The 20,114-nt window shown below is 48.0% G+C and carries 7 protein-coding genes; 1 reads left to right on the forward strand and 6 read right to left on the reverse strand.

The genetic code is table 11. The features are described 5' to 3' along the window. Positions 1-11 precede the first annotated feature (11 nt). The 5 genes from RQP52_RS12310 to RQP52_RS12330 all read right to left on the reverse strand — a co-directional run bounded on the left by RQP52_RS12310 (position 12) and on the right by RQP52_RS12330 (position 18,184). Complete coding sequence (locus RQP52_RS12310; RefSeq protein WP_315951787.1) at positions 12-6,413, reverse strand: S-layer homology domain-containing protein; 6,402 nt, start codon at positions 6,411-6,413, stop codon at positions 12-14. Between the two features lie 11 nt (positions 6,414-6,424). Then, entirely contained in the window at positions 6,425-11,518 is a 5,094-nt protein-coding gene (locus tag RQP52_RS12315; protein ID WP_315951788.1) for an Ig-like domain repeat protein, read from the reverse strand. A gap of 200 nt (positions 11,519-11,718) precedes the next feature. Next, positions 11,719-16,191 carry an AAA family ATPase gene (locus RQP52_RS12320; protein ID WP_315952236.1) on the reverse strand — a complete coding sequence of 1,491 codons (4,473 nt, stop codon included), beginning with the start codon at positions 16,189-16,191 and terminating at the stop codon, positions 11,719-11,721. Between the two features lie 135 nt (positions 16,192-16,326). Beyond that, positions 16,327-17,691 carry a (R)-1-hydroxy-2-aminoethylphosphonate ammonia-lyase gene (gene pbfA, locus RQP52_RS12325; protein ID WP_315951789.1) on the reverse strand — a complete coding sequence of 455 codons (1,365 nt, stop codon included), beginning with the start codon at positions 17,689-17,691 and terminating at the stop codon, positions 16,327-16,329. A 190-nt stretch (positions 17,692-17,881) separates the two neighbouring features. Beyond that, positions 17,882-18,184, reverse strand: a complete 303-nt coding sequence (locus RQP52_RS12330; protein ID WP_315951791.1) for a hypothetical protein — start codon at positions 18,182-18,184, stop codon at positions 17,882-17,884. Positions 18,185-18,288: 104 nt separating this feature from the next. On the opposite strand from RQP52_RS12330, the gene RQP52_RS12335 reads away from it, so the two are divergent. After that, positions 18,289-18,606 carry a hypothetical protein gene (locus tag RQP52_RS12335; RefSeq protein ID WP_315951793.1) on the forward strand — a complete coding sequence of 106 codons (318 nt, stop codon included), beginning with the start codon at positions 18,289-18,291 and terminating at the stop codon, positions 18,604-18,606. A 78-nt stretch (positions 18,607-18,684) separates the two neighbouring features. Here the strand turns inward: RQP52_RS12335 and RQP52_RS12340 are convergent, their stop codons facing one another. Then, on the reverse strand, positions 18,685-19,971 hold the full coding sequence (locus RQP52_RS12340) for a glycosyltransferase (RefSeq protein WP_315951794.1): 1,287 nt from the start codon (positions 19,969-19,971) through the stop codon (positions 18,685-18,687). Positions 19,972-20,114 lie beyond the last annotated feature (143 nt).

Below are 20,114 nucleotides of genomic sequence, written 5' to 3' on the forward strand. Positions count from 1 at the left end.
TTACTAATTATTTATTTGCTTCTCTTGGCATCCAGCATTTTGCTAATCATAGCGGCGGCCTCTTCTCTAGTAATCTGTGCCTCCGGATGAAGCGAGCCGTCCGGGTAGCCACTGATAACGCCTAACTTCACAAGCATTGACACATATGGCATTGCCCAGCCAGGGATGGCTACAGTATCGGTGAAGGAATTTTCTGCACCCGCTGCAACTGTATCCACCTTCATCATGCGGCCGATTATCGCAATGGCTTCCGCTCTGGATATCGGTACCGTAGGGTCCAGATATCGTTTCTCATCTCTCGTCGTACCTCCGAGCCATCCTTGTTCAATGGCCGCTGTGACATAAGGCTTTGCCCAGGAAGCGACAAGCTCTTGATCCACGAACTCAGGTGAGATCTCGTGTAAGGTTGAAACGGACGCTGTGCCCTCGGCACCAACGGCTATTTTGGCAAACTCTTGCCGCGTAATGGAACGCTCTGGTTCAAAGGCTAAACCATTACCGGAAGGAACGCCATTCACGATTCCCATTGAAGCTAATCTGTACACCATATCATGGGACCAATGAGCTGGAGGCATATCCTCGAACACCGGCAGATCACCGTTATACATTAAGGCATATTTACTAAAATGCGGTAACGAAGCGGTTATCGTGCCTGCTGCCGGGTCTACGCGACCACCGACATATTCCCACTTATACGTCTGTTCATTGTACCAGTATATCGCTGCTCGACTTGGATCCTGAAGTTCTTCCAGACTATAGCGAACTGTCAGTTCTGCAGGCTTATGAAGTACCGTCGGTTTATCGAACTTAAACTCATAAATCTCGCCAATCACTTTTAACCGGCCTGTCTCATATTTCTTCGGAGTCCGTACGGCGCCGATGCCCAGTCCTACGCTTTCCTGAAGCGGCTGAGCCGGTATGCGAATGACGGCACGATCGCGAATCTTAACCACACTTTCCTGATTGTCTTTAAGAATAGCGGACGTAATGTAATCAACGCCCTGCTCCTGCTCAATTAACCTTTGTAAAATTCTCTGGAGCGTATCTTCTACCTTTGAATCCGTCGACTCACTGCCACTGCCAGCGTCATGTTCAGGGGTGTCGGACGTTGGCGGCACATACCAATCATCGTATTGAACAGGAGGAGTCTCCGGCGCTCCACGCGGTTTGGTTACTTTTACAGCGATCGTATCCTCAAAAGCAAAATCATCCGCGACCGAATAGGAAGCTTTGATGACCATATCTCCTTCATATTCAGCCTGTAGACGCCCTTGCTCCGACATATTCCCGTTCGTTTCCCCTAAGAGTACGCTCCACTTCACACTGCTAGGATCAATGTTAAACGATTTGCCTTCTTTGTCTGTCCCTATAAGTTCCAAAGACTGTTCACTGCCCGCTTCTACCTGCAGAACGCCATCTTCCAGCCGACCCTCTTTCGCACGCAGCTCCACTTTGGTTAAGGAACTCAGTTGACTATTTACAACTTCGGCATTCAGCATGTTTTCATTCCCTGCGATATCTTTCGCAGTAACAACGACAGGCTTGGACAAGTAGCCCTCCATAGGTATCGATTTCTCAAAGGCACCACTCGTTTGAACGTCAATTGGCTCCTCATTTATCGTTACCGTACTGCCTGGCTCTGCCATCCCTTTCACGATTACCGTTTGTTGGTCAGATGCAGTGCGTGTACTTTCCACTTTTAAATCAGGCGCAGTCGTATCCGAAATCACACGAACGCTGGAAGCTGTGATATCGCCTTGCGAATTCGTCGAGAATAATTGGATGACGTTCTCCCCTTCATTTAACGAAATGGATTGTTCCCAATCAGCCCCTGATTGCGGTTCTTGCTTCACGTTGTTTACAATGATATCGGACGATACCGTCTGATTCGCATGCATATGCAAAAGCATATTGTTTTCTTTCATGATATAGGTTGTCGTACCATCCTGCGAAAATGTATTGGTAACGGGCTCATGATTGGCATGAAGCACCGACAGCTGTACATTGGCAGGCTCTGGTTGCGGTAAAAGGACTGCAGCCGTAACCGCAGGTTCGCTGTAGACTTTGATGCCGTCAACTAATTTGTAAGCGCCGATGGACACTCTGTAAGAGGAGCCCGGCAGCATACCGACTTTTTCACCGGCTTCGTTATTTAATGTCCCACCGATTCTAGCCTTGTGAACTTCGCCAGCCAGTTCAATGACACCCAAGCTAGGTATGGCTTTGCCACTCTCGTCCAGCACTTGTACTGTGTATCCATCAACCGCTTGCTCATTCCAGGAAAGTTCGAACAGTCCATTGCCTGCTGGGGTCAATTGAACCTGACTGGGAGAAGCCGGCTGATGCGGATTCACCATTTGCAAGGGTTGACTGCTGTATTTGCTGGTTACGTTCGTCTCGCCCTGTGACAAAACTGCCTTCACATAATACGTGCCGCTAGGCGTCGAGTCCGGCAAGACGATTTGCGCAGAACCGGCCGAAACGTCAAGATCTTGAACAAGCAGACTGCCAGGGTCGTTCTCATTGTTGGTGCTAAGGAATAACGAAACTTTTTCATTCGTCGTATGATCACTTTGCCAATGAACTGTTATCTGTTGCGGCTTCGTGGCATCCGGTTGTTGAACGTCGACATTGGTGAATGTTGGAGGTACGGTAACATTTTCAAGTGTCCACTCCAGCTCACGATCTGTCGTTACTCGCCAGGTGCCGGCCATGGGATGCTTCATCGAGATCAAAACGCTTTGCTCACGCTCTCCGGAAGCAGATTCTTCAGCCGAAATTTCCTGAATGTCATAATTTTCACCGGAGACAAGCGGGTAAGAATTGCCGGCTGGATCCGTAACTTGAAGCTCAGTGGGATCCCCTGAGTACGTAATGTCCAGTAAGGCCATCTCTTGCTCCGAAGAAAACGGAATGGAGTAAACGTTCGGACTGGCAGTTTTCAGCAATCTTCTCGTTGGCTGCTGCACATTACTTCTTGGCCCTGAGCTGGCAACGGGCTTCATGTTCGTTCCGAAGCTCATCGTTCCAGAAACACTTCCTGACTCATCATAATACGTCTGTTCAATGAGACTCTTAGCTGGCAGATCGGAATTCGTTGGTTCGTTGCTTGGTAACTCCGCTCCAGCCAATAGGCTTCTGCTGCTCATTAAGTTACGCTTGCCCAACGTGATGGACGGCTTTTTGTCGCCCCATTCATACTCGAAGCCCCAAGGAATACCAATAAATTCTACGTTTCCTGCCACTTTCTCCGAGCTAATTTCGCCTTCGGCCGCTGCAAGCACCAAACCTCTCGGAAGCTTCACCTGCAAATTGCCGCCGCCTGCCAAATAAACCGGTCCGAGCTTGCCATGCTGCTCCGGATCGTAACGGAAAACCACGTAGACTTCGCCGGTAAGCAAATTTTTGATATTAATTTTGGCCCCAGCCTTGAGTTCAACGCCAAACTGCGAGAAGGAGTCCTTGAGCAGTACGCTTCCATATACTTCTTCCAAAAGCTGTATCCCGAGCACCTCGAATGCGCCGGAAAACTCAACACCTCGCATCGATAGCCCTACCGTGGCATCATCCGCTTTAAACACTTTTGCGATGCTCAAGCCGCCAGTCATTTCTAATTTAAGCGGAGGCAGAAACTGATAATTGCCCATTAACGTATCGTAGATATTATAAATTCCGCCTCCACCTTTTGTGATATAGGCAACCGGAGCGATTGGAATCAGCGGAATACCCGGTTCCCCGCCTACAACGAAGCGGAAATTATCGATAATCGGAAAATTCGTATCGGTTAATCGTATGGTCAGCATTCCGTTCAATTCGACCACTTTAAATTGCACATTTGCTTCAATTTCATATTTCTTCTCGAACGTATCTACCCGAACAACACCGTCTACCCCCAAATCAAGTCCCGGGACTAGATTTTTCGGCAGCCCCGCTTCCCCTTCGGCTCGTAAACCCAGAAACCCGAATTTTCCTGCCGGACCAAAGGCATTGTCATATTGCCGAACACCGAACTTAGCCTCATCCAAATCGACCGAGACCAACACGGACCCTGCCCCATCGTCTTCTCCGTCTACATTCTCCGTTATATCTGTCGGCGGATTCGACGGTGGATTCGGTGGATTCGGTGGATTCGACGGATTGCCTGAATCCCCCTCATTCCCCGTGTCTTTTTTAGGGCCAGGCTCGAAGTCCAAGGCAAGCCGGCCACCGAATGAGACGCTCTCTGTTCCAATGACAGCATTTTTTATATTGAGTTGAAACCAAGCGAGTCGTTGAATAATAGATAAACCTTTTAATACGTCCCACTTGATTTCAATCTTCTCTTCTTGCTCGTCTTCCTTTGCTTCCAGAGCATATTTTTTACCGTCTTCCAACTCAACGCTGAAAGGCCCATAGGCAAATTTGAAGTTCGGGATCGAAAGAGCCCCATTCCCTTTCAAATTGATATAATCCTGATCATGCGTACTGTCTTTGGCACTCTTCTGAATGGTTATCTTTTGCGAAGCCTCTCCGAAGATGGCGGTTAACATCTCTGTTGTATCGTGGTGAATGACTGAGTTGATCGTCGAACCTTTATCAATCTCATAAACAACTTTCCCGCCATCGCCGTTTTTCGCCAGGATGGAACCTCGGATTTCCAGCAGCGAGACTTGGCGGCCGCCTGAGCGTTCGAATTCCATTTTATAATTCGCTAGCTCGGTCTCACTCTTTACAGGCAGCAAACTGTAGGTTTGCCCCGCCTCTTGCGTCATGTTATCGCCAACAACCAGCAGAATACCGTAATCTTTCGATTTAAAGCTTTTATCCAGCGTAAACTCGATTTTTTTCTCAAATACTTTGCTGCCTGCCGTCAATCTTACCGTGTAGGATCCCACTTCAAGCTTGTGCTGCTTCCACAGGTCACTGGTTAAATTCAATCGAGCTGTAATTTGCTTATCATCTTGAATAGATACGTCCGAGGCAGGAATCGCTACACTTGCTCCATCGCGATCCCGGATAACATCAAGGTTCCAACCTGACGATCCTTTCAAAATCTCAAACCCTGCTCCTTGCAGCGTTAGAGCAGGTTTCTCATCGAGCGTGTACAGTTTTCTCGGGAAAACCTCCATCAGCTGCATGCTGGGGATTTCCCCCGTCAAGGCAGGAAGAACAACATAAGAAGCTTGAATGCTTTCTTCTCCGCCTGCCGCTTGAGCGATGACTTGAAATTGCGCTGCTTTATACGCTAGCTGCACTTTAGGTTTTACGCGCCATGTAACGGATTGTGTCTCGCCGACCTTCATATTGCCTACAATTTTCGTTATTCCCTGTCCGGGTGTGAGCTCCAACTCATCGGGCAAGCCGAGTGTGACCTGCACGCCTTCCATATTCACTGAACGGTCAATGGCATTATCAATATCAACGCGTATATCAAACTCATTTTCCTTGTAGCCGTTACGATCATCGTTAAGCGTCAACTGCTTAGGCGCACCAACTTGCAACCGGTAAGTAGCTTCTTTCTTTGATGTGAAAAAGCTGCCCAAGCCATAGTACGTCTCGAATACAGCCTCACTACCCGGGGCAATGTTAGCCGGGTCCCAATAAAGCGCGACTGCACTATCAGCTGAACCGTAAGCGTTCTGCTTGTTCGTAAAATCGAGCAGCGGATTCACCGTGTAGTCCCATTTAGTTTGGGAAATGCCATTCCAATGAGCAATAATCATCTGATTCGGCGCTTTGTTTCCCCAGCCTTGCATAAATCCGTATGACATGACCTTTGGATTAATTGGATTGTCCGTCGCACTCCAATAATAAGGGAGCTGTCCCGTGATAACCTTCTCATTGGAAATGTACGTATTCCCGCCAGCTACCGAAATGGGGGAAGCGTCTTGCGGCCCCAGCATCGTATCCAGCAAAATCCGAGAGCCAACACTCTGATTTTGGTTGGTTTTATTTTTCACTTGATACGAAACTTTCATATTACCTGCGTTAGGATTCGTCGGATCGTCGACGAGTGTTAGCGTCTGCGTGATGTCCAGACCTTCGATGTTCCATACCGACTTATTCGTCAATCCCTGATTTGCCGGGGAGGAGGTAAAGCTTCCATTCGATCCTAGGAAGCCATACCCGTTGCCGAAAATATAATCTTTCCCATTAATGCGAAACGTCGTAAAAGAAGTCTCCGGCAGTTTTTCCTTAAAGAGCAGCGCCTTGTTATCGTCGCCGCTCTTTAACGGGGAGCCTTGCTTTGTATTGACACTGAACCTTCCGGTCTCTTTATTCACACTTACTTCCATGAATGTATTGGAAACTGTAAGAGGTGTCATCTCCTCTTGTGCGGCCAACGCCAACCCGCTTCCGATCGGAAAGAGCAGGACAAACGCAGCTCCAATGAGCGCTATTTTTTTGCCTATCTGAAATCGATCCTTTATCATTGCTCACACTCCTAAGAAGCTTGTCTTGGTAAAATATACACACGAATGAGCTTCAACTGACGTTCTTGATTTTGAATGAGTAAAGTGTAATAGCCATATTCCGTTATAGGTAAAATACCATTTGTTAGCAGACTGGCATTTGCCTTGAAATCTCCGATGCTCTTCGGCCCTCTCGCCCATTTCACAGAGCTCGCTCCTTGAATGCCGAACAACGAAAGTTGAATCGCATCGCCGTACACAACCACATCGGTATCCTGCACTTTCACGGAATTGACGTAAACGGTGAACTCCGTCGGTGCGATGACAACCGCCTTCCGGGTCACTACCGCTTCGTTGCCTGCACGATCCTTCACTTTATACACGACCGAATATTCACCAGGTACTTGGGAATTGATCGTATTTTGAGTTACGCTGATCTTGGCTGTCATATCGCCGTCCACATAATCTGTCGCTGTGACGTCTGCCAGTGGTTTCACCACGGCTCCCACTTCAAGCAGCAATGGCTCGCCGCCGATAAAGGTAAACTTCGGTGCTTCGCGATCAATATTGTTTACATCGATACGTAACGCATATTTATTCCCCAGCATATCTACAGCGTCAATCCAACGTGTGCCATTGCTCGTAAAAGTGACTACATTTCCACTCATACCTGTGAATGTAAGTGCTTGATCGGATGTTATCGTTACATTCACATTATTTATCGTTGGTGCTGTTTCACTATAGGTATAGGTCACTTTTGCCTTTGTCTTATTAATGTTATTTACCGTAGCTTGAATCTCCGTTAAATTTCCTACAACGTCCTGCAAATAGAAGGTGAACGTACCGTTATCCTTAAACACAACCTGCTTCGCACGGTTATTGTTCAATACATAGAACGGCTCATCCGCATCTACCGTTACGATGACATCTTCCTTTGTTGCTGCTGTCGTACTGTAAGATAATCGTGGTGTAGGAGGTGTTCGATCGATATAGTTGACCGTCGCCTGAACGAAAGCTTGATTGCCGGCCCGATCTACAACGACGAATGAATAGGTCCCATTGCTTGTAAAATCATAAGCCGTGCTGCCATTATTGCCGATCACGGTGATGGGCTCATTCGCTAGAACGGTTGCCCGCACATCAGATCTCGTCTTTGTCGTTTCCGAATATTGAATGGAGACGACAGGCGGTGTCTTGTCGATCCGATCAACGGTGGCGACCAACTCACGCTGATTTCCAGCAACGTCTTGGAACATAAAAGTAAAGGACCCATTTTGCGTAAACGTATGCGTGTTGTTCCCCGTACTAAGAATCTGTACAGGTACGCCCGAGTTATCTGTAGCGGTCAACGTTGCCACGACATCTTGATTCGTCCACCCTATATGGCTGTAGGTAACAATGGCCTCAGGAGCTTCTCGATCGATATAGGTAACAGAAGCGACCGTCTGTCCTTCATTGCCAGCAGCATCACGATATTCAAACAAGAACGTACCATTGTCTGTAAACGTATACCGCTTGCTGCCCCCATTGTTCGTTACGGTCACTGGAGATTGATCCGTGAAGGATATTTCTACATCGACATTATCTTTGGTCCAAGTCGATCTGCTGAAACTGAGCTCTGCCTGAGGCGCCTCCTTATCGATCCAGCTCACCGCCGCTGTCCGATGGCCGATGTTGCCTGCCTCATCTTCGTAATCAAATGTGAATTGCCCGTTCTCTGTAAAGGTATACCAAGGGCTTCCGCCATTATTGAGAATCGTAACTATCCCGTTATTGTCATCATACGTAATCAGCGTAACGGTAACATCCTGATTCGTCGGCCTTTCCGTGGTGTAGACCAACTCCCCTGTTGGCGGCTGCTGATCGATTTTGTCAACATAGACCTCATCATTGCTTACGATGCCTGTACTCACATTACGCACTTTATAGTGGAGGGATCCGTTCGTCGTAAATTCATAAACAACCTTCGTTACCGTCTGACTGATGACTTGCGCTTCACCCGTGATCGTCAAATCCATTAATTCACGCTCAGGACTTCCTGACGCATCGATCGTGACGCGGACAGGTCCGTTCGTCCAATCGCTCGGCGTGAGCGTGACATCTGAGGATGGCAAGCTGCGATCAATCCATTCGACATTGGCCATAGCGACCCCAACATTCCCCGCTGCATCCTTAAATTCAAACTGGAACTGTCCATTATCTGTAAATACATGCTCTTTTTTGCCAAGCTCCGTATTCGTTACGACGACAGGCTCGTTGGTGGTGAGCGTCGCCGTCACATTATTGGCGGTCAAGCCGGCAGGTTTGTAAGATATCGTACCTACCGGACTTGTGTTATCGAGCAGAAACGGATTACTGCAAAATGTCGTCACATTCCCCGCTTTATCGGTTACTTTCGCCCATAAATACCAAGTACCGGTCACTTCATTTTTATCCGCTTTATGATCTGCGCCTAACGGCGTCCACGTTGTTGGCTCCGCCATATTGGACGTCGACCAGGCATGTGCATACGTCAGTTCACTCTGTGGAGCCCCTGAATCCGTAGCATAAACAATCGTGCTCACAGTTTTCTGCTGAGATGATCCATTGGTGCTTAACGTGATGACCGGTTTGGTCTTATCGATCCAAGTTACGGTCGCTATAGCCGTGTTCACGTTGCCTGCCTTATCTCGGAAATTGAACGTATAGGTGCCATTGGTCTGAAAGATATAGGTCAACCCTGTAAGTCCATCTACCGTTATGTCAGCGGATGGTGTCGCATTATCGGTGGCTGACAATGTCGCAGATACAGGCTGATTCGTCCATGCGGTTGTGCTATAAGTAATATTCGTCAATACAGGTTTCGTCGTATCAAAAGTTACCGTATCCGAATATGTCGTTGAGATGTTTCCCGCCGAATCCATAAACTGAACCGCTATCGTTCGCTTGCCTTGTGTGGCAGGGATCGTGATCGTTTTGTCAGTCGTAAACGTCTCCCAACTCCCCCATATACCGCTATCCACCGCGAATCTCATCTTATCTACCGTGCCTTGTAAGTCCGTGGCACTCAGCTGGACGGGCACTGTCGTAATGTTCGTAAACTTTTTCGGGATGCTTATAGCACCTGTTGGCATTTCATTATCCAGCTTATAGGGCCCACCGGTTACCAGCGTCCAGTTGCCTGCTTCATCATAAACCTTGGTATGAATGTAAAAAATGCCGGTTTGATTCGTTATGGAAAGGGTCCTAATCGTTGACGTCGCCCATGCCGAATCGTTCCCATCTGTCGTTGCTTGTGTTGTTACCGCATATTTAATCACAAAATTAGCTAGATTTGTTGTCATGTTATCCGTCAAATTCAAATCCGTCGACAGTGTCTTACTGTAGGCTGCCGTGCTAGGAAGCGTAAACGTTACTGTAGGTTTCGTATTGTCGAGAACAAAGCCCTGCGTTGTCTTCGCATATCCAATGTTCCCTGCACTGTCTGTTGTCTTAATATGCAAATATTGCGTACCGTTAGCGCCTGTGGGAGAAGAGAGCGTTGTCGTTGAAGTTGTTTTGTTGCCGGTTCCATCAAAAAACATCTGCCAACCGGGATCATTCGCTGCAGGCGTCGTTACACTCGTTCCCCATAAGTAAAAGGCCTGCCCTAACGTACCTTTCGCATCCAGTAACGTAACGCCTACTTGGCGGGCAGTGCCTGGCGCGCTATTGCCCTGCGCCGTAAATGTAACGCTCGGTGCTGTCTTGTCAATGATAAAATTGGAACTTTCCAATGTGCCCACGTTATTCAAATTGTCCGTAGCCGTTAGCTTCAGCTTGTAGCTTCCTTCCACACTATTCGGTACGTTGAGCGTACCGCCGCTGATGCTCCCCGTCCCGGTTGAATAAGAAACCCCGTCTTTAAACCATTCGTAGCTGACTTGTTTCATACCGGAATGTGGATCTGCAACCGTATAGGTTAGTGTATGGCTCGTCTTGGCTGTTCCCGATGTCGGATTCATGCCAATGGTTGGCGCTTGGTTATCGTAATTAAAAGGTCCCGCTGTTTGAATGATCGTATTCGCTGCTAGGTCGACCGCTTTTGCATGCAAATAATATGCACCTGTCCCTGTCGGATCAATGGGGGCAGCCCCGTTAATGAGACTCCCTGAAATACCTGCTGCCGCCGGTGGCGTTGCGCTCTGTGACCACACGTAGAAGAGACTCGTGTTAGCTGTTGACGGTGTATCTGCGGTCGTAACTGTCACACCATGACTTTTTTTATAAGTGGCATCCGATTGTTTGCCGAAAGTGAGCGTTGGAACTGTGTTATCCAAATAAAAGGGGCCTTTGGTTTGGATCACTTCATGTCCTACAACGTCCACCGCTTTGGCGTGAAGGAAATAAATGCCAGGTGCTGCAGGATCTACGGCTGCAGCACCGCTCGTGATAACCGTATTGATGTCTGCCGCAGCAGGTGCTGTCTGGTTTTGCGTCCACGTATAAGTAAGCTTAACGTTTTCGTTCAGCGGTAAGTCACTGGCGGTTACGGTTATTCCTAATGTTTTCTTATAGTTCGTATCTGCCGGCAGATTGCCGAACGTGATAGTAGGCAGCGCATTGTCGATATAGATGGGCGTCTGGACCAAGCTCTTAAAGTAAGCCACATTATTCAAGGACGTGCCGTCCGTAAAATAAGTCGTCCCATTCGAGGTTGCGTTCCAAATATTCGTAGGCATATTCACACCATCCGAAGGACCGCAGCCGTCCGGGCCTCTTTGAATATCGACAAGTCCCGAGGGCATATCCGCGGTAATCCCTCTGGCATATACCGGAGAGGAGTATCCCTCAAACACGGCATTATACAAACGAATCCAGTCTTGCGTACCGTTCATGGAAATGGGAATCGTTGATTCCATATCACATTTCACAGAGGGGTTCGACGATTCGAAGGGAACATTCATCTTGATCGTCTGTCCTGCTGTAAAAAAATATTTGCCGTTTACCGGAGAAACCGTGGCCCCGATTGAACTAATCGTGACAGCTGTAGGCTGCTTGACAGCCCCAGCAGGCGCTAAGGTTGCTGCCCTTACCGTTATCGGAAATGGTAGGACGACACCTGCCAATAGCACCATACTTGTGAAGAGCCCCCAAATTTTTCTCATAAAGCCTCCTTTTGATCAAACCTGCTTATTTGGAACCCCCACATTCTACGCGAATTTCGACAAATATCGATAGTACCAAAGGTCATTTTCCCGAAATAAAACATGAGAAAAGTCCTAACGCACACTAGAACTCCCTGGAAAACAAAATAAGCTAAGCAGATAAGAATCTGCCTAGCTCATTTATAGTTACCGACATTTTGTTACTCCCAAATATTCCAATCTTTCGCCTTGGCAACCGCCTGTGTGCGACGGTTTACTTGTAGTTTGCCGTAGATGGACAACGTGATGTTTTTGACTGTGCCTACGGCCAGCTCAAGTCTTTGCGCAATCTCTGGATTCGATAAGCCTTTCACCATGAGCTGCATGACATCCTTCTCACGTTCGGTCAGCGACTGGGTGAGCAGACTGGCGTCAAGCTTCGGCTTTCCTGTATCCATAACAAGCGGCTCCGTTTTCACAATGGTACCCTCACTTGCAAAGCGATTTAGCACTGCTAGTTGGGCAGACATCATCTGCATCAGCTCCAAACGTTGGCTGGCTTGCGCCCCGGTCACCGCTTCATTTTCCAAATAAACGATTCCGGCTAATCGGTCCAGCTGCTGAACGGGCAAACAAATCATTGAACGCGGACGAACACTGCGAATATACGGATCCCAAGCGAATAAGTCGTCCAGATGCGCATCCTCCAGGATAAGCGGCTGCTTGGTTCTAGCTACGAAACGGATCACTGAAATCGGTAAATCAAAACAGCTTTCTAGCGAAGCGGAGTGGCCGCTCTTGGAAATGTTTCGATTAATGTCATGCTCGGCTTCGATCCACAAATCGCCGGCTTTATTAACGATCCAGAACCCTTTGGCCGCTCCGGCATTTTCCATAAGCGTCACTAAATAATGACCAAGCAGCTGTTCGAAACCGTACGCTTGTGTCAGTCGGGCTGCCGCTTTCTTGAACATATCCCGCTCCACTTCCACAGAAGGTTCCTCGTTCGCATCCTTGTAGTCCGTTTGAGCGGACGCGCGAGTGAGCTTCAAATCTTGCTCCCATACTCGGCCTTCCTCACTCGACCTTTCAAATAAATCGGAATACTGCTCGCGAAGCTGCAAGCACTTCTCGATAGCCCCCCATACCTTAAAACCATGATACGCATCCAATAGGTATGTTTTGGCAAACTTCTTTTTACCCATGGCTAAAAGTAATTTACCGGCAAGTTCGCATGAAATGGCTTCCAGATGGGTATATCCATTCTCACGCGCCGCGTCTATCGCCTCATCGTAACAGGTTAAAGCTTGCTCCCATCGCCCTTTCAGACGGGCTGCTTCTCCCTTCATCAGTAATAACTTAGGCAGGAAGTGACTTGGCCCTAACTCGGACCACTTTCGCATTTGCCCCAGCATACTTCGAATCTTTCCGTCCGCCAACTCCTGTTGCTTCGCCGATTGGTCACAATACACACTGGACATGGCTAAAAAGCCGTACAACATGCCCTCGGGCAAATGCGAATGATACTTGTAGTATCGCTCGCTGTGCTCTGTCTGTTCCCAAAGCTCTGCAGCTTCTTGATAGCGGCCGAAGAGGTACAGCAGTTGAATTTTGCAAATGTAATATTCAAACACAAGTCCTATACGGGTCTCTGCAGGACTCATCGAATGAAGAAAAGAAACCTCATCAAACGCGTCATCACTCAGCGTTAGACGACCTGCCGTCTCTCCCTTTAGACATTTGGCAAACTGCTGATATAACGTGAACGATTTCATGAGGAAAGGATCTTTTTTATGAAAAGCGCCACCTTGGACTTGGCAAAATTCGTACAGTTCTTCCAGATGTCCACCGAAAAACAAGCTGAACTTCATGCCGCGAAGCGAAAAACCGGCATAATACATATCGCCGCTCGCGAGACTTAGCCGATGAGCTTCTTTAAATAACGGCCACGTTTCCTGAGCGCTCATGCGCCAGAAGTGAGATAACGCATAAATAAACGAAAGCTTCGCCTTCAATGGCGAATGAGCAGCATCACCTAGGTGCAGTGCTGCTTCCGAAAGCTCGCATCCTTCCTTGTGCTTCCCTTCCTCACTGGAAATATACGAGGCAAAAATCGCAATGATTTCCGGAAATCGGTACGCCGCATGGTGTTCAAGCATCAAACGTATGCTTCGGCAAATCATCACGACGAATAAATTCATATCCACAAAAGAGGAAGCTCGCGCCACAAGCGGCAGCAGCTGCAGGATAGCCAATTGGAGCGGCGACGTTTCCTCGCTGCGCTCAGCATCCAGCTTTTTCGGGATGCCTTCGTGCAGCAATCTGCGCGTTTGGCTCAGTTCCTTTTGGCGCCGAGCAGCTCCAACCTGTTTGGGAAGCTCAATGCCCAACTTGCCCAGCAGCTGCACACCAGCATGGAAAGCCTCTCTGGCATTCCCGCGATTGATATCAAGCTCCAGTTTCACCGCGTAAGTCCGCAGCTCCTCCAAACGAGTATGCGAGTGGGACACGAGCTGCTCGAACAACAGCTCCCCTGTTTCCAAGTGACCGCATAACACCTCAGCTTGCATGCGTTCCATATACAGGTCATAAGTTAACGCATGATGCTCCTCCCAATCCGTGTCGGTCAGAAGCCCTGTACCGAAGGCAAGATACGTCGCTGCCGACAAGTATGCTGCCGACTTTCTAGCTTTACGGCTTGCCTGTAGCGCCATTTCGGCGACAAGTCGTTTTTCCTCACGGTCCGTCAATTGATTTTGCCCAAGCATGAAATGATTTAACGTCGTATACATGAGGTCATCCGGCTTGTCATTCAATTGAAATCCCCATTGATACCGACCAATTCCCGCGTGAATCTTCTCTTTCTCTTCGGCCGTTACGGCATCATAGGCAGTCTGCCTAATCGTATCGTGAATAAATACGAACCACATATTCGGATCTGTCGATTCCAGTAACGAGGCATCCGCAGTCCTGTTCAGTCCATGCCACCTTTCACGTTCTCTGACAGGAAGAACTAATCCTTCCGTCAGCGCAGGCTCCAATTGTTCCATGACTTGTTCGGGAGATTGCAGGCAAATAGCAGCCAGCGTGTGCAAATCAAACGAATGGCCAATACACGCGGCCATGCGCAGCACAGATCCCGCTTGATTGGGGAGCTTGTCCAGCATTAAGTCCCAAACATCGTCAAGCGAATCCTGCTTGTGGATTTCGTCTGCATCCCACAGCCAAGTTTCCGTACGCGTATCGAAACGCAGCCATTTTTGGGCATAGAGAGTCTGTATGAATTGCTTCATATAAAGGGGATTGCCGGCCGTCTTCTGGAAAATCGCTTCAGCCAGCGACCGCCCCCTTGACTCTTCCAAATGTAACGTTTGGCACAGAAAAAGCTCTGTTTCCAGTAACGTTAAGGAAGAAAGCACAATCCGCCGATGGTCAAATGCCGCCCGATGATCATTCAACCAATGTCGAGGCTGCATGTCTTTGTCACGATAAGCGAGTATACATAAGAAATAACCTAGATCCCGACTTTCTGAAATACTGCGAATAAAATCCATAGTGGCTGCATCCGCCCAATGCGCATCATCAAGAAACAAAATAAAAGGTGATCTTTTTCCAGCAAACGTACGAATCATCACTTGAAAAGCAAAATGAAGCCGGTTTCTAGACTCCATCCATGGCAATATCTCAGCATCCGGCTGCTCGCCGATAATCAGGTGCATGTTCGGAATAATCTCTGCCAAAATGCCTGCATGATTACCAAGTGCCGCAGTCAGCTTGTCTTTCCACCGTAATAATTGTTCCGCACTCCCTGAAAGGAGCCGATGAATGAGTTCTTGAAAGGCTTGAATCAGTGGTGCATAAGGGACCTCCCTAATGAGTGGATCCGCTTTTCCCGAAATAAAATAACCTCTCTCTTGCTGCTGCGATCTGTACCATTCACGAATAAGTGTCGTCTTCCCGACGCCTGCGCCTCCGCTAACGACAGCAAACGCCGTCTTCCCATTCAAACTGTCAGCATAAGCGTCAGTCAAAGCCGCCATTTCCGCTTCACGTCCGCTTAGAAAAATTGGCATTCGCAAATGGCCTGCAAAGTCCTTGCTTCCCAGTGCAAAAGCTCCGATAACGCCATTTTGTTCCCATTCACTTCTACATCTTTTAATATCATATAAAAGACCATAGGCACTCTGATACCGCTCCTCAGGTGCTTTGGCCATCAGCTTGATGATGATGTCGCCGATCTGCTGAGGTATGCGGTGATTAACCTCACTCGGATGTGGGGCGCGTTTCGCCAAATGAGCATAAATCCATTCCGTCGGCTCATCCGCTTGATACGGAAGCTCTCCCAACAGAAGCTCGTAGCATATCATCCCTAGGGCATATAAATCCGTGCGTGCATCCGTGCCCCGCTTTAGTCGACCCGACTGTTCCGGCGCACGATAGGCCCAGGATGTTTCCAACATTTCACTGTTCAGAGTGATTATCATAGGGTTTCTATCGTTAGCTTCAATTAAAATCGTTTCCGGACTCAAGCGGCGATGGACCTTGTCTGCGTTATGCAAGACCATAACCGCTTCCGTAATACCTTCTGCGAGGGACAGAAAACCAGACATTTCTCCTTGCTGCTCTTGCCAATATCTATGAAGAGGGACGTTCAGTCTGTTATTTGTTACCATTACTGCCTCCCCTGAGCTCATCCATACCAAGTTGTTGTTCTTTCAAGCAAATTATATGATTTCCCCCCCTGCCAAAGCAATTAGATTTATTCATGAAAGGGACGTGCAAAAAAGCATAGCGATAAGTCGCTATGCTTGATGTAGATGAAGATGAACTTATGCGAGTTCGGCAATGCTCTTTTCCAGAATATCCAGGGCTTCATTGAGCTGATCTTCCGTAATGATCAAAGGGGGTGAAAGCGTCAGAACATTCCCCTTGGACACTTTGAAATTAAGCCCTCTTCCCAAGCAGCTATACATGACGCGCTCGGCCTCTTGTACGGCAGGTTCCTTACTCACACGATCGGTTACGAGCTCAACAGCAACAAGTAAACCGATTTGACGGATATCTCCAATAAGCGGATACGTCTCCATCATGCTTTTCAAACGTTGCGCCATGAGATCGGCCATACGGCCCGCATGCTCCAGCAAGTTCTCTTCCTCGATGACTCGGATGGTTGCCAGCCCGGCAGCAGCTCCTACCGGCGATTTTTCATGCGTATAATGCCCGATCGACATTTGCTGTGCTTTGTTCAACTCTTCCTTCACGAGTAAAGCTGCCATCGGGAATACACCGCCGCCTAAACCTTTCCCCAGCACCATCATGTCGGGTTCAATCCCGTAATGCTGGTAAGCGAACATTTTCCCCGTTCGGCCAAAAGCCGTTGCCGTCTCATCGACAATCAACAAAGCGCCATAGCGATCGCAGAGTTCTCTAAGCTTTTTATAATAAGCGACAGGTGGAATTTGCACATCCGTATTTCGAATGGTTTCGATGACTACGGCACCAATCTCTCCATCTTGTTCAAGCACATACTCAATAGGCTTCAAACATAAGGAGTGCGCTTCATCCTGACACCCAAACACACAACGGTACGAGTTAAAAGGGATCACATGCTCAGCGCCGGGAAGCAGCGGACCTAAGCCACGGCGGAACGCCCCTTCTCCGCCTACGGATATCGCATCCAGCGAGGCTCCGTGAAACGCTCCCCACATCGATAATGTTTTGTATTTACCGGTAACTGCGCGTGCAAGCTTAAGCGCCATACCGATGGCGGATGTCGCTCCTGGCGCGAAGAGAACTCTTTGCAGGGCTCCTTCTGTTAAAGCAACTAATTTATTAGCAAGCTCAATGGCAGGCAAATTCGTATATCTTCTCGTACAGAAGGATAACTGGTCCAACTGCTGTTTCACAGCTTCAATAACAGCAGGATGGCCAAAACCAAGCTGATGCACGTTATTGCCATGGAAATCCATGATTCTGCGTCCTTGGCTATCTTCTACATAAATCCCTTCACAGGAGGAAAGGACATTCAGACAAGGTGTAGATAACGTTTGGTGCAAAAAGACATCCTCATCCTCTTGCAAATAAGTTCGTGCTGCCTCATCAATTTGAGCTGTCCACCATTCACTCCTTGCTTCCGTTAAATTTATATCGCCTTCCGTCTTCATGAATGCTTGATGCTCTTGTTTGGTTGGCATATGTTCACCTCTAGTTGGATTTGGTTGTTTCTATATGGACATCTTACACTGTGTTTGTCATCATTATGTTAAATCTAGTTTAATTTTGTGTATTTAATTTGTTTTTATTTGTTTTTAGTTGTTATCGGGAAAAATGCTGCTAAATTGTTCATTTCTGCTATATTCGATCCAGTAGATGGAAATTATCCTGCTAATTCCTTAGGTTACGTCTGAAATGGGACGAATCGACTGAAATAGCTGCACATACTCCCGATAATTCATCAAAACCCTGCTCCGCACCATGTTTAACTGTAAAAATTCCAGTTACTCTGCCAACGAACGTAAAGATATACGACTTCGTCGTCTCTTTAGGACGAGCGCGTTTGCCAGGGTAGTGCGCAGCAAATTTGCGCGGCACAGACACACACAAACAATGGCCACTGCCTTCTCTATGCTGCACTTTGTGCAACTTAGAGGCCTCAAATTGGCCACTGCCGGCTTCTACGTTGTACAAATTACACCATAAAAGGCTGAGTAGAGCGGTTTTCACGCTATTTTGATTGAATTTATTGTACTTTGTGCAATGAAGATCGGGGTAATGGGGTTTTAAGCAGTTCTATGCTGTACAAAGTGCAACATAGAACTGGGAGCGAGGGGCCGTGGCGCGAGGCGGTGAGGTTTGGTTACTTGGCGCAAGGCGGGCATGCAGCGCGGTATGGTCACTTAGTGCGAAGCGGGCATGCAGTGAGGTTTGATTACTTGGTGCGAGGCGGGCATGCAGTGCGGTTTAGTCACTTAGTGCGAGGCAATCATGCAGTGCGGCATGGTCACTTAGTGCGAAGCGGGCATCCAGTGTGGTATGGCCACTTAGCGCGAAGCGATCACGCAGGACGGTTCGGTTACTTGGCGCAAGACGGCCAAACGCCGAGCAATTAGAACTTAGCGCGACACGCTTATTCAGCGTTTCTTATACAGCAAAAAAAGCCACCGATATAGTGGCTTTTCATAAACACGCTATCTATTATCTATTTCCGATCGAATGGCGGCTCGTTCTGTCGAAGGTAATGTTTTTAAATGCTTCAAGTAAACATCGAAGAGTGCTGGGATCGTGTCGTGCACATTAAATTTGTCCTCAACAAATTTACGGCCTACCCATCCAAGATCTTCCCGCTCACGCTCTTTCAGCTCCAATACCGACTTAATGTCGGACTCGAACTCTTCTACCGTCCAAGGCTTGCTCGCTCCATGATCACAGAACCAAGTCTCCCATGCTTTGGCATACAGTTCCTTGCTCATAACCCCCATATATCCGGTAGCTCCTGCAACAATCGTAGGACATTCGCAGGCAAGTGCCTCTAACGCAGCACGCCCTGTGCCAATAAAGCAATCGCTTGCGGAGTAATAAGCACACATATGCAAAGACTCTCCAGCCAGTTGTATAAAATCGACTCCGGCTTCTTCTTGAATTCGCGCCATTTCTGTTTGAACTAGCTCCTTATGATGCCCGCCACCGACAATAATCAGCTTGAGCTCCGGATAGTCGCCTGCAATCAGTCTGCGACATGCTTCCATAATCGCAAGTGAAATATCCGCTTTCTCAAACGACAACCTTGCCGCATAAGTGACGACTGGAGCGTCATGGTCGATTCCCCAGGAAGCACGCACATAAGGTTTGGTCGACTTGTGAGAGGAAAACTCCGACACATCAATCCCATTTTGCAGCAGGATAGAGGTAACGTGATTAGCCTTCAATGTTTTAACAATCGATTGGCTTACAGCCAGCACGGTGTCGCATTGTTTGACTAATGGAATTAAGGCATCATCAACGAATCCATGCACCGTAAACACGACTGGAATGTTCATTTCCTTCCCTGCCTGTACGGCGAAAACGCCTGATGGCCACTGATGAGCATGCAGGAGGGAAATATTTTCGTTACGGATAATAAGCTTCAAATAATCGATAATTTCAGCTTTTTTCTCCGTATTCTCTTTGAACTCATCTGTTACAAAATCGACGGTATAAACCGGACAGCCAAGAGCAGCAAAGGCGTCTAGCATTCTTCCGGTCTTCGCCGCAACGACCACATGCGCACCATTTCTCATTAGCTCACGAGCTAAACCTAATGTATGCGTCTCGGTCCCACCTACGTTAAACTGGTCAATGACCAGAAGGACTCGCAGATGTTTCTGCATTCTGCGAATTTCCGAAGCAGGAAGCTGCACCATCTGCGGCTTACCTTCAAAGCGGACAACATCCTTCAAATGAATGGTACCGCTTTTTTCATTTTTAATGACAATCACATTTTGATTCTGGGAAGATTGTTTCTTCCTAGCTGGCTTACGCAAGCTAGAAATTACTTTTCTCTTCGGCAACGGCAAATTCCTCACTCCTTCCATGTGCGCTGGCACCGGGGCTGTTTGTCTTGTACTCCTATAATGTATGA

The sequence above is a fragment of the Paenibacillus violae genome (assembly GCF_032461945.1).
Classification (GTDB): domain Bacteria; phylum Bacillota; class Bacilli; order Paenibacillales; family NBRC-103111; genus Paenibacillus_E; species Paenibacillus_E violae.